Below are 11,745 nucleotides of genomic sequence, written 5' to 3' on the forward strand. Positions count from 1 at the left end.
CAAAAGCAGGGAACTGCAGCCGTTTCTTTTTGCCTGCATGGGAAGCCATGGCCGCGGAGAGCCTGAAGGACAGAAAGAAATCCTGGAGAGCTTGGGAATTACACCGGAAAGCATAGGAGCTCCTGTGTCCTGCTCCGGTGAAGTCCGGCTGCTTGGACATACAACCAAGGGAATTCAGGGACTGCCTGTATATTGTGCCGAGGAAGCACTGTCGTCAGACGGAGTGATTGTGGTAAACCGCATTAAAGCGCATACTTCCTTTAGCGGGACGTATGAGAGCGGGATGATGAAGATGATGGCTGTGGGATGGGCAGGGCCAAGGGAGCTTCGATGGTGCACAGCCTGGGCGTCGGTCGTATCGCTGAGCTATTCCGGCTATTGCCGGCGTGATCCTGGAGCGGGTTCCGGTCGTCGGAGGCATTGCCATTGTGGAGAATGAATACGAGGAAACGGCGCTGATCGAAGGGATTCCGAAGGCGGAGCTTTGGGAGAGAGAAAAGGAGCTGCTGATTCTCTCCAAATCCTATATGCCGAAGCTTCCGGTGAAGCATATGGATCTTTGCATCGTGAAAGAAATGGGTAAAAACTACAGCGGCACCGGGATGGATACGAATATTATCGGCCGGTTGCGAATTCAAGGGATCCCCGAGCCAGAGGAGCCTTTCATTCAGTATTTGGGTGTGCTGGACCTCTCCGAGCCTTCGCACGGAAACGCAACGGGAATCGGTCTGGCGGATTATACGACGAAGCGCTTGGTTTCGAAGATTGACAGACAAGCTACTTATTTGAACTGCATGACTTCGGGACTGGTTGTGCGCGCGGCGGTTCCTATGACCTTTGAAACCGATGAAGAACTGATGAAGAATGCTTTGTCCATTTTAAGACTGGCCGAGCCTTCCAGCTTGAAGCTTGCGATCATTCATAATACGCTGCATCTTGACGAGATGTGGGTTTCCGAAGCCCTATGGCGTGAAATTCAGGACGATCCGAAAATCGAACTCGTGGAGGGTCCTGTCCGCATTCAATTCGGGGATGAGGGACAGCTTCAGCTGTAAATAGCATTGGGGCCCGCAATACAAAGTGATCCATCGCAAGAGCCTGTCTTGTCCGAACGGCTCTTGCGTTTTTTTGTAAACCATTTGTTCACAAAGATAACGTTATTTGTAGTGCAAACACGATATAATATGAACAATAAGGTGGTAAGATCTTGATTTTTACCGGGAGTGTGGAACATCTTGAGACAAGTCTACCAAGCTTTACAAAATAGAAAATCAGAACTGATGGGGCATAAAAACTTTTTAAAATATGCGGTGATGGTTCCGCTGGTTGAAAAGAACGGCGAACTGAACATCTTGTTTGAAGAAAGGGCGCATCATCTCAAGAGGCAGCCGGGGGAAATTTGCTTTCCCGGAGGAAAGATCGATGCGGGCGACAAGGATGAAAGGGCTGCAGCCGTACGTGAAACTTGTGAAGAATTGGGGCTGGCTCAACATGAAGTTGAAGTGATTGGGCCATTGGACTATTTGATTACGTCATTTCATATCGTTTATCCGTTTGCGGCGCGGATATCCAACTACGATCAGATCCGGCCCAACCCTGATGAAGTGGCAGCGTGTTTTGCGTACCGATGGAATACCTGCGGAGCCATGCTCCAGAGCTTCATTACGTGGATCTGAGCGTGGCTCCGCGTGAAGATTTTCCATACGATCGAATCCCTAACGGCCGGAATTACAAATGGGGAAAAGGAACCGTTCCCGAGTTTTTTTACTATTATAAAGATCGTGTGATCTGGGGATTAACCGCGAGAATCCTGAACCATTTTCTTGAGGTGACGGAGGCGGCGAAAAGCAATTAACGAGATTGCTCGCCGCCTGATGCTGCCAAGAGCTTGGTTGACAAGCCGCCGCGGCTTGCCCTGCGGCTTTACATACGGATTATTTCGACGCTTTTGCCGAACTTGTTTTTTATCCAGAACATACCGGTGGGCCGATGGTTCTGATATGGCGTATCCACGGAGTAGGCGGTTCCCGCCAGCTCTTTAATCTTCGACGAATAAGCGATGCCTTCCCACTCGGTTACGGCAAAACTGGATATCTTTTTCTCGCGCAGCAGCTCTATGGGCATACGATGGTCCTGATCAAACGAAACGATCGTGACGTCCTCCCCGTCCTCATTTTTGCCGATTTGATAAACCTGAGTCACGAGATAATCATAGTTATCGTACAGCTGTTCGTAAGTGAGAAATTGCGGCTTGGCGTAGGTTACGGCAAATCGCTGAAATCCGTCTTCATCGGAAAGCTCATGTAATCGTTTGTTCTGCCCGGCTCTATATTGCTCCAGTTGCTCAGGCGAATGAATGTGCAGAAAGCCGGCATTCAGCCTTCCGCTATCTTTTGCTGTGTAGTTGGTCCAGTTGAGCTTGGCATAGTACATGGGAGTATGATCGGCAGCCTGATGTTGTTTTTGAACGGGATGCGTCCATTGTCGTTCTTTCACTTGATCCCATGTGAAGCGGAATAAGCTGTCCATTGTTCCCCACAAGTTATTTATCATGCCGTTCGACGGCTGCGGGTGACTTAAGAAAGAACTCATGCTTATACTCGGATTGTCTGTTCCCCGATTGCGCCATATGGTAGTCATTTCATATTGTTTTCCCGGAATCAGGCTTGATGGATCGGTGACGTACAGACGAAGCTGATCGTCCACCACGTCCTCATTACTGTCCAATTTCTCTACCTTAACACCGGGCAAGCTGGTCATCACCCCTACGGGCTGAAGGCCGTCAAATTCGCTGTCTTGAAGCACGAATGACGGTATATAAGCGTGGGGAAGCGTGCGATGCAAGTTGTACAGCTGCTCTTTGGACCACTCAAACTTGTATTCCGTAACCAGCAGATCCTTCTCCGGTTTGAATGCTTCGAAATCTCCGGCTGCAGGAAGATCCATATTCCTTTCGTTGGTATTGGAGAGTTTCCCGGATTCAGCGGCGGCGGCGCCGCAAATACTTAGACTCAGCATAGATAAGAGAACGATGGCCGCATATTTTTTCACAGGACAAACGAGCTCCTTTCGAAGAATAGTTTCTATGCATTAGACTTACAAAAAGAGGAAAAGGTTTCACATGTGTTAAAAAATCATTTGTAGCATCGTTCCTCCTGCAGACTTATTGCAATCAAGGGAAGATCATGGTAAAGTAAATAATGACCAAATGACCAAAAATGAATAACGGTCAATTTCAAACGGGAAAAGGGAAGGAAGTTATTCTGATGTCAACGATCGATCGTCGTAAAATGATACTGGCTGCCGCTACGCAATCGTTCGCCCAGTTCGGTTATAAAGCGACGACGATGGAGCTGGTGGCGAAAATTGCGAATGTCGGGAAAGGAACAACCTATACCTTTTTCAGAACGAAAGAAGAACTGTTTGACGAAATCCTGCGCAAGGCCCTTCAGGAAATGAAGGAAGTTTGCGAGAGGGCGATCAAGCGGGAGGACACATTCGATCAGAACCTGATCCGGGTACTGGATGCGCTGCTGGAGTTCAGGGCCGATCACGAGCTGTTCGTCAAGCTGGCCCAGGAAGTTCGCGATATCGGAACCGTTCAGGCGCTGGAGGGCATCAAAAGGCTGGAGAATCTGGTCCTCGAATATATGCGGCAGGAAATCGAGGCGGCGATTGAAAAAGGGGAAATCAAGCCTTGTGATTCCCGGGTCATCTCCTTTATGCTCCTGAAATTTTATATCGCCCTTACAACGGAATGGAGTCAGACCCATGAGCCGCTGAATAAAGAGCAGATCAAGCAATATATGCAGTTATTATTGTCCGAAGGCTTGTTGGCCAAGCCGAATTAGGATCCTCTGTAAAGGAGGATTATTTTTTGGAGCATAATGACCAAATGAACAATACGGTCAATTCGTAATATTTTAATTCTTATGATTGTATAAGTATCTGTTTTTCTGCTTAAATGCAGTGGCAGTGGCAACAACATTAAGCTGGAGGGATATTCATGCGCTTTATTCGACCCATGATATTTATTGTAATGGCACTGGCTATCGGTACGGGCGGTTATCTGCTCAGTACGCATCCCACGGCGGGTAATGCACAGGCCGAATCATCGGCCCTTCCTACGGCTTACATTGAAACGAATGCGGTCAGCGCGAGCTTCAAGTTGGGGGGAAGGATTACTGAAATCCTTGTTCACGAAGGAGATACCGTCCAAAAAGGCCAGGTTCTGGCAAGGCTGCAGAGCTCGGAGCTGGAAGCCAAGCTTGCTCAGGCCGATGCTACAGTTGCGCTGGCTCAGGGCAAGATCGCAGAAGCGCAAGGCGCAAAGGCGGCGGCGCAGGCGAAGAAGCAGCAGGCGGCAGCCGGGGTAACGGTGACGTCGGAGACGGTGGAGCAGCAAATCGCGCAAGCGAAAGCGGCGGTTGATGCGGCTCAGGCCAAAGTGGACGGATTACGTCAAGGTGCCCGCCCGGAGGAAAAGAAGCAGGCGGAGATTCAATACCAGGCGGCAAAAGAAGTGTACGAGATTGCAGAACAAAACTTGAACCGGATGAATGCGATGCTGGAGGAAGGACTTGTTTCCAAAGCGGAGGTGGATAAAGTCCAGGTCAGCTATCAGGAGGCAAAGACCAAGGTAGAACTGGCTGAGCAGCAGCTCCAAATGGTAAACCAGGGGCCTCGGGAAGAAGAAATCCGCGCCGCCGAAGCGATGCTGGAACAGGCAAAAGCGGCGCTTCAGCTTGCTGAGGCGGGCCGTGAGCAGGTCGCTATTCGGCAAGGGGACGTAGCCGCGGCCGAAGCCGCCATTAAGCAAGCGCAGGGTGCGCTGCAGTCGGCCGCTTCGAGCGAAAAGCAGGCGAAGGCCGCCAAAGCAGAGGCGCAAGTTTATGTCGGCTATACGGAACTGACCGCGCCCAGCGACGGGGTCATTATATCGCAAACCGCGCAGCCGGGCGAGCTTGTCGGCTCCGGATTCCCGATTTTTACGATTCAAACGACAGATACGCCGTGGGCCAAGTTTTATATGACGGAAACCAGCGTAGCCGGATTCAAAGCCGGGGACAACATTCGGATGAAGCTGATCGCCACAGGACAAGAGGTGGAAGGTACGATTCAATCCATATCCGCGGCACCTGATTTTGCGGTCAAAAAAGCGACGCAAACCGCGGGACAAACCGACGTTCGATCGTTTGCCGTTAAAGTTGGATTTCGGCAAATGCCGGAGGGCGCTGCAGTCGGAATGACGCTGCAGTGGATCGGGGCAACGGAAGGGTGATCCAGTCATGGACTTGAAGGTAGGCGTCGTCATCGCCGATGAATGGAAAAGCATTGTGAAGGACCGGCGTTTATTCGCTATCTTGTTTATTGTACCGGTGATGTATACCTTGCTGTTCGGGGCGATTTATACGCATCACAAGGTAACGGAATTGAGCACCGTCGTGATGGATGACGATCAAAGTCCGCTTAGCCGTCAAATCATCCAGGCCTTCGATGAAAGCGAAACGTTTCGCATTACCCAAAGGGTACATTCGGAAGAGGAGGTGAAACAAGCGCTGGCTTCGGGAGAAGCGCAGGTCGGTTTATTCATCCCCGACCGCTTCGAAGCGAGTTTAAAGCAGGGCCAAACGCTTCCTCTGCTGACTTGGGTGGACGGGAGTAATATGATTTATTCGAACACGGCGACAAAAGGAGCCAATGAAGTCATCACGACGTTCAGCATGGGTCTTTCCGCCAAAAAGCTGCAGCTGCAGCAGGGATTGCAGGACGAGCAGGTTCTCCATACGCTGTCTCCGATTCCTTACAGATACCGCATTTTATATAATCCCACGGTAAATTATAGCGATTTTATGATATACGGCTTAATCGGAGCGATTCTGCAGCAGGTCCTGTTCCTGGGTATCGCTTTGGCGATAACGAGGGAAAAGGATCAAGGGACCTGGCAGCGGTTTGCCTATTGGCGGCGGGAGCCATGGCGATTGGCATATGCGAAAACGGCTCCTTACTTTCTGATCAATCTGTTCAATACGACCGTTGCGTTGTGCATTGCATTGTATGTTTATCAAGCTCCGTTCGCAGGCAGCGCTGCCCTGGTTTTCCTTACCGTGCTCTGCTTCACGTTCGCCGTCAGCGGCATCGGGTATCTGATCAGTCTAATCTCCGCCAATCAGCTGGGAGCTACGCAAACGGCGATGCTGATCGCCGTCCCGTCGTTTCTGCTTTCCGGCTTCACCTGGCCGTTTGAGGCGATGCCCAAAGCGCTGCAGGCGGTAGGGCATATGCTGCCGCTGACGTATTTTTTGGATGCCATCCGGAACGTCCTTGTAAAGGCCAACGAATTCTCCGTCATATGGCGTGATTGTTTGGCCATGGCGATGATGGGAATGGTCGCATATTTTATTGCACTGCTGCTGACCCGGTTTCTGGTGTTCCGGAAGAAGGAGGAGCTGCAGGCAGAGCCAGGCTTGAATGCGCCCCGTTCCTCCGATTCAACAAGCTTGACGATTTAAAAATAGATAGAGGAGATATGAGAGATGAAAAAGACGATGGCCGGTTTATGCGCAGCTCTGTTAATGTTGTCCGGTGTGCAAACAGCGGCATTGGCCGACGGAGCAAATGAAGAGCTCGATCGGCAGGTTTATGTTTCTGCGAACGATTTGGATTTCGTATCGTCCATCGATTTACCCGCCGTACTGAAACGGGCTTTGGAAGACTCCGACAACTTGATGCTGCTGCAGTTGAAATATGCGGCGTTGAACGCCAAGGAAAACGATTTGAAGCAGCAAAGCGATTCGCTGCACGGTTCTCTGGTTACAGGCGCACATCTTCCCGATACCCCGGAAGAAATGATCGCGGCTATGAATGCCCAAGGCGTGCAGCTGAAGCCGGAGGAGAACTTGTGGATCGGTCCGATGACGACCGTGACGAATAAAGCCGTCAATCAGTTGATTCAAGGGATGGGCGCCATGAGCGCGGGGATTAACCAAATGATTCATCAGCAAAGGGAACAAATGAAATCGGCAGCCCATCAGCTGCAAACGGACCAGCGCAACACCCGGCTGCAGCAGGAAGAGGCACGGGAGGGAATACGTCTTCAGACGATCGCTCAGTACGTGCAGCTGCTCGGGATGAAGAAGCAAATCGCCTTCATGCAGGAATATCAGACTTTGCTGGAACAGGAACTCAGGAAAGCGACGTTGTTTAAGGAGGAGGGCCTCGCTTCTTCCGAGGATGTGCTGGCAGCGGAAAGAGCGCTGGCAAAGCATAAAGATGAGCTGACGATATTAAACCAAAACTACCGGCTCGCCTTGCTGCAGCTTTCCTTCGATATCGGAATTGCGTATGATCCGAATCTGGAGTTGAAAGAGATTGAGGACCTGTCTACAGCGCCGATTGTCGAAGTGGATACGGAGACGTTATTAAGGCATTCGTTCCAAATGAAAATGAGTGCCAACAACATAGATGAAGCAGCGTGGCAGAGCGATAATTCCGTCACTCAAAACGTGTATGGAGAAGGCGGTTTGGCCGTGAATTATGCGATTGCGGGAACGAAAAACAAGCAGATGCAATTGGAGCTGTCCAAAAAAATTCAAGCCACCTACACGGAAGCGAAAAATGCTTATCAGTCCTATTTGACAGAAGAGCGCAATGCCGAGGAAGCGAAGGCGGACCTGAGCAGGATGAAGTTCCGTTATGAGGTCGGCGTCATATCCCGCCACGATCTCCGGAAGTTCGAGCTCAAAGTGCGCCAAAGCGAAGCCTCGCTGGAGGCAGCGAAGTTGAAATATTATGTGCTGAGGGAAAAGGCGATCGCCATGGAGAAAGGATTCATTCAGTAGATCGGTATAACGATGCACAGGACGAAGCTGTGGATGGCTCTCCTTGTAGGAGTCTTGTTTATCGGACTCCAAATCCCGATTGAGGCAGTCTCGATGAGACTTATACATCCCGGTCCGGCAGTAGAGATGTATGCTCGTCAATATTTCGAAATCCGCATATGGGGGTCTCCTCCATAAGCAGCCCTATCCGCATGCTTAGGGTGAACCGGGATTTATTTACGCATGGAAAGAGCGGATTAAACCGTCCATGGAGAAGCCGTTAGATAGCCTGAAGCTGGCGACTTTTCCACCTTATTTTTTTTGGAGGATTCAGACATGCTGTGCTGTGACCTCCGATAGGGTACGCGGATTGCCGCCCTGGTTCCCTGATGCGGATGGGAAGTGATCCTAAAGTCTGCCGAGTCTCCGTAGGCCAGCAGAAACCGGCGGTATACGTTGTAAATGCCTGTGTGCTTCTGAAAATAAGGATCGACGATTTCTCCCTTCGAATGAATCAATCGAGTAATCTTGTCCAGAATATGTGCCGGTATGCCGGTTCCTGTATCACGAACATCGATATGAAGCGTCCCCTCTGTCAACTCCACTGTAACGGTCAACAGGAATTCCTCAGCGCCCATGCTCGGGCTCCATCCATATATTTAATCGCATTTTCTACAAAGGGTTGTATGCTCAGCTTCATAATTGGAATATCTGCTGCAGCCGAATCTACGTCGAATTTCGCCATCACATCCTTGCCGTTTCGATAGTGATGGATATTAAGGAAATTTCGGATATAGGCCATTTCTTCTTTTACCGGAGCCCATCCTCCATCGTTTCTCACATTATATCTCATCATCCGGGACACGGATTGCACCATTTCGCCAACCGCTTCTCCATTGTTTTTGACAGCATAAGACTCAATCGTTTCGAGTGTATTGAACAGGAAGTGAGGATTAATCTGAGCTTGCAGCTGCAGCAGCTCCCTCTCTTTTTCTTTTACCCTGGATTCAAACACTTCCTGCTCCATTCTTTGCAGCTCACCGAGCATCTGATTATAGCTTTGTATCAAAAATCCGATTTCATCGTTGCTGTATTTGATCTGAATCGGAACGTACGCCCCTCTGCCCAGACTTACAATCCCTCCCTTAAGTTTAAACAGCGGCCGGAGGACGCTATTCATGACAGGGAATGCAATAATCAAAGCGATGATCAAGCTGACCACGGCAATGAGCATGGTCAATTGAGTGGATTGCTGAACGCCTTTCGTAATGCTGCTGAGCGGAGCCATCCATACCAGCTTCCAATGGCCGTAAGGGATATCTGCATAGACAGCTTGATACTTCACGTTATCGGAGTTAAAAATAAATTCCCTGTTTTGATCAGGATCTAAAGCCAGTGACGTCTGAAAATCCTGCAGCAGGGTGGAATGCATGCTGAAATTGGAAACGACCGTACCGCTGGAAGGTTGATATAGTAAAAGATACCCGTCCTGCCCATAATTGCTTCCGCTTAGCATACTTTTCAGTTTGTCCTCCCGAATCTCGATCACGAACCAGGAATTGATCTTCATTGTACGCAAAAACGTCCCGGTTGAAAAACTGGTTACACACACCTTCCGGTTGGAAGAAGCAGAGAAAGCGTTCCGGTTGTTCGATGAAAGAAAGACCGAAAAAGCCGTATTCGTTTGGTAGGTTGACACCAATTTCGTATCCATAGAAGGGAGCATGAACATATGAAAGGAATCTCGTTTAATACATGGGTGTATAGTTGTTTTCCAAGCTGGCTTCCGTCATATCCATTGGATGAAGTCATTAAAAGATTGTCCTCTATGGGCTATGACGGGATCGAGATCGGCTGCGCCAGTCCCCATGCCTGGCCGGATCATTTATCGCACGGGCGGAGAAAGGAAATCAAACAACTGCTCAGAACGCATCAACTGAACGTATCGTCGATGCTGCCCGCTCCGGGCGGGGGGCCGGGGAACAACCCAAGCTCTCCGATTAGAGAGGAACGGGAGTTCACAGTTCAGCATTACAAGGATATTATTCTCCTTGCGCATGAATGGGAATGTCCTACCGTGATTTGGATTGCGGGATGGGCCGTCTATGGGACTCCGCAGCAGGAGGCATGGAATTACAGTCTTCAAGGGCTGGTGGAGTGTGCCCGATATGCAAAGGAGCTTGGCGTCACGCTGGTAGTGGAGCCGACGCCTACAGACAGCAATTTGGTCGAGACCGCAGACGACGCCCTCTTGCTGGCGGAGCAAACCGGTGAAGATAACGTCAAAGTGATGTTTGATACCTTCCATGCGCTCTATCGGAGTGAGGTATCCAGTGACTACGTGTACCGCATGAAAGATAAGCTTCACCATATCCATATATCCGATGCCGACCGTCTTCCGCCGGGACAAGGAAACTGCAATTTCGACGCTGTGTTGAAAGCTTTGAAAGAGATCGACTATCAAGGCTATTTGACGATGGAGGTCGGCTTCCATACCCGCAAAGCCGATCCCGATTGGTATGCGGCCGCATCGATCGACTATTTGAAGAACAAATTAAAAGAGATTCAATGGGGTTAAACCGCCATCAGAACAAGCTGTCGCCTAATATGCCTAAATGACAGCTTGTTTTGTTTTGCTCAATATTTAGAAAAGGATGTTGTCGATAAGAGCGAACCCTGCCAAATATACACCGGCGGGAGAAGGATTGCTGAAGCCTACCGGGGCGATCATACTGACCGTATCCGTCGGAGCGCCCCAAGGCAGGGCATAGCTAAGCTTATTATTGATGACCTGAATTTGCCCTGCAGCAGGTACCGAAGTACCGCCAAAAGAATAATCCAAATATACGGCCAACCGGTTGGGATTAGGCTGAATGAGGATATTGTCTTCAATTAGTATCGTAACCAAGTTTTCGAAAAAGTTAGCGGCTATGGGTAAAAGAATAATCGGGCTTCCGCTTCTTGTCATATGATCGGCGTAGTTCTCCTGAATGAACAGCGATTGATTGGATTGATGTTCTGGGTATTCACCGATTCGTACAATATTTTCGGATCGGATGGCTGTCCTAACCTCGAAACATCAGGTTTTGAAAATAGGACTTGCAGGAAAACGATCCGGTTTAATAGAATGGTTATACATTGTTTGAATAATGCGACATATCTATTTTAGCCAAGGGGGAAATACCGTTGAATGTCACGCAATCATGGCAGCAATTCGTGCTGAAAGGGGAAGCGGACGCGAATATTCGCAAGGAAGTCCTGGATTCATGGTATAGGTGCAGGCAGATCGGTATTTCTTATGAATTGGATCAGGTTGCTTCTCATATTGGCAGAGATGAGTTTATCGATAAGCGCAAAAAAAACGAAGAGCTACTGGCAGCCGCTATCCCGGTGATGGAAGAAATGTACAGTTATTTAAAGGGTGGAGGTTACCTGCTCCTTCTTGCCGATGCAGATGGATATTTGATCGAAATGATGGCCGATGCGAAAGCGCAGCATGTGTGCGATCGGGGAGGAATTACACCCGGTGCCAGATGGATGGAGGATAACGTAGGTTCTACTGGACTTTCCATTGCGCTAAGGACACGTATGGCTATAGCCACATCCGCCAATGAACACTATTGCACCGCTTTCCGGGTATGGGATTGCTCGGCTTGTCCCATATTTGTCGACGGAGAATATATGGGGGTGTTCGACATCTGCAGGGTAGGTCCGGGCAATGACATCCGCGAGCTGTACACGTTGGCGGTCTCCGGAGCACGGTCTGTTGCCGAGAGATTGCGTTATGACCGAAACAGAGTAAAAGAAGAAATCCTGTCGGAAATTCTCCTGCGTTCCTGGGATATCAATTTGCAGTCCACGGGTATTTTTTCCTTCGACAAGTGGGGGAAGATCATTCATAAGAATAAACGGGCATCTGAATTTA

13 protein-coding genes and 1 pseudogene are annotated in these 11,745 nt (G+C 49.6%); 10 read left to right on the forward strand and 4 right to left on the reverse strand.

All coding sequences use genetic code 11. The features are described 5' to 3' along the window. The 4 genes and pseudogenes from EXW96_RS02110 to EXW96_RS27155 all read left to right on the forward strand — a co-directional run. A pseudogene (locus EXW96_RS02110) lies at positions 1–439 on the forward strand (hypothetical protein); the annotation flags it as partial. Beyond that, the gene (locus tag EXW96_RS02115) at positions 429–1,055 is read left to right on the forward strand and encodes a hypothetical protein (RefSeq protein WP_174349745.1); all 627 of its coding nucleotides are present in this window, start codon (positions 429–431) and stop codon (positions 1,053–1,055) included. The pseudogene EXW96_RS02110 and the gene EXW96_RS02115, both read left to right, overlap by 11 nt. Positions 1,056–1,235: 180 nt before the next feature. Continuing rightward, positions 1,236–1,676 carry an NUDIX hydrolase gene (locus tag EXW96_RS27150; protein WP_254611180.1) on the forward strand — a complete coding sequence of 147 codons (441 nt, stop codon included), beginning with the start codon at positions 1,236–1,238 and terminating at the stop codon, positions 1,674–1,676. After that, a complete protein-coding gene (locus tag EXW96_RS27155; RefSeq protein WP_254611181.1) occupies positions 1,667–1,855 on the forward strand; it encodes a hypothetical protein in 189 nt (62 codons plus the stop codon). Before EXW96_RS27150 ends, EXW96_RS27155 begins: the two co-directional genes overlap by 10 nt. 68 nt (positions 1,856–1,923) lie before the next feature. On the opposite strand, the gene EXW96_RS02125 is transcribed toward EXW96_RS27155, so the two are convergent. Next, positions 1,924–3,051: a glycoside hydrolase family 18 protein gene (locus EXW96_RS02125; RefSeq protein ID WP_174349746.1), complete on the reverse strand. Its 1,128-nt coding sequence runs from the start codon at positions 3,049–3,051 to the stop codon at positions 1,924–1,926. A gap of 215 nt (positions 3,052–3,266) precedes the next feature. Here EXW96_RS02125 and EXW96_RS02130 point away from each other — a divergent pair, with 215 nt between their 5' ends. The 4 genes from EXW96_RS02130 to EXW96_RS02145 all read left to right on the forward strand — a co-directional run bounded on the left by EXW96_RS02130 (position 3,267) and on the right by EXW96_RS02145 (position 7,841). After that, the gene (locus EXW96_RS02130) at positions 3,267–3,851 is read left to right on the forward strand and encodes a TetR/AcrR family transcriptional regulator (RefSeq protein WP_054817863.1); all 585 of its coding nucleotides are present in this window, start codon (positions 3,267–3,269) and stop codon (positions 3,849–3,851) included. 155 nt (positions 3,852–4,006) lie between these two features. Next, positions 4,007–5,281 carry an HlyD family secretion protein gene (locus EXW96_RS02135; RefSeq protein ID WP_074726835.1) on the forward strand — a complete coding sequence of 425 codons (1,275 nt, stop codon included), beginning with the start codon at positions 4,007–4,009 and terminating at the stop codon, positions 5,279–5,281. 7 nt (positions 5,282–5,288) lie between these two features. Continuing rightward, positions 5,289–6,512, forward strand: coding sequence for an ABC transporter permease (locus EXW96_RS02140; protein WP_062408802.1), 1,224 nt, complete (start codon positions 5,289–5,291; stop codon positions 6,510–6,512). Between the two features lie 24 nt (positions 6,513–6,536). Continuing rightward, positions 6,537–7,841: a TolC family protein gene (locus EXW96_RS02145; protein WP_174349747.1), complete on the forward strand. Its 1,305-nt coding sequence runs from the start codon at positions 6,537–6,539 to the stop codon at positions 7,839–7,841. A 236-nt stretch (positions 7,842–8,077) separates the two neighbouring features. On the opposite strand, the gene EXW96_RS02150 is transcribed toward EXW96_RS02145, so the two are convergent. Both EXW96_RS02150 and EXW96_RS28210 read right to left on the reverse strand, forming a co-directional pair. Next, positions 8,078–8,458: a sensor histidine kinase gene (locus tag EXW96_RS02150; protein ID WP_174349748.1), complete on the reverse strand. Its 381-nt coding sequence runs from the start codon at positions 8,456–8,458 to the stop codon at positions 8,078–8,080. Further along, entirely contained in the window at positions 8,434–9,519 is a 1,086-nt protein-coding gene (locus tag EXW96_RS28210) for a sensor histidine kinase (protein WP_174349749.1), read from the reverse strand. Before EXW96_RS28210 ends, EXW96_RS02150 begins: the two co-directional genes overlap by 25 nt. A gap of 33 nt (positions 9,520–9,552) precedes the next feature. Here EXW96_RS28210 and EXW96_RS02160 point away from each other — a divergent pair, with 33 nt between their 5' ends. Beyond that, positions 9,553–10,398, forward strand: coding sequence for a sugar phosphate isomerase/epimerase family protein (locus tag EXW96_RS02160; protein ID WP_074726841.1), 846 nt, complete (start codon positions 9,553–9,555; stop codon positions 10,396–10,398). Between the two features lie 66 nt (positions 10,399–10,464). Here the strand turns inward: EXW96_RS02160 and EXW96_RS02165 are convergent, their stop codons facing one another. Continuing rightward, positions 10,465–10,788, reverse strand: coding sequence for a hypothetical protein (locus EXW96_RS02165; RefSeq protein ID WP_174349750.1), 324 nt, complete (start codon positions 10,786–10,788; stop codon positions 10,465–10,467). Between the two features lie 218 nt (positions 10,789–11,006). On the opposite strand from EXW96_RS02165, the gene EXW96_RS02170 reads away from it, so the two are divergent. Beyond that, positions 11,007–11,745 (forward strand): GAF domain-containing protein (locus EXW96_RS02170; protein WP_174349751.1); only part of this gene is annotated, 739 nt, incomplete at its 3' end.

The sequence above is a fragment of the Paenibacillus sp. JMULE4 genome, assembly GCF_013337105.1.
GTDB classification, from domain to species: Bacteria; Bacillota; Bacilli; order Paenibacillales; family NBRC-103111; genus Paenibacillus_G; species Paenibacillus_G naphthalenovorans.

Coding starts and splice junctions, on each gene's coding strand:
- EXW96_RS02160 (WP_074726841.1), top strand. CDS start 9,553: ATGAAAGGAATCTCGTTTAATACATGGGTGTATAGTTGTTTTCCAAGC.
- EXW96_RS02130 (WP_054817863.1), top strand. CDS start 3,267: ATGTCAACGATCGATCGTCGTAAAATGATACTGGCTGCCGCTACGCAA.
- EXW96_RS02140 (WP_062408802.1), top strand. CDS start 5,289: ATGGACTTGAAGGTAGGCGTCGTCATCGCCGATGAATGGAAAAGCATT.
- EXW96_RS02150 (WP_174349748.1), bottom strand. CDS start 8,458: ATGGGCGCTGAGGAATTCCTGTTGACCGTTACAGTGGAGTTGACAGAG.
- EXW96_RS02145 (WP_174349747.1), top strand. CDS start 6,537: ATGAAAAAGACGATGGCCGGTTTATGCGCAGCTCTGTTAATGTTGTCC.
- EXW96_RS02135 (WP_074726835.1), top strand. CDS start 4,007: ATGCGCTTTATTCGACCCATGATATTTATTGTAATGGCACTGGCTATC.
- EXW96_RS02165 (WP_174349750.1), bottom strand. CDS start 10,788: ATGACAAGAAGCGGAAGCCCGATTATTCTTTTACCCATAGCCGCTAAC.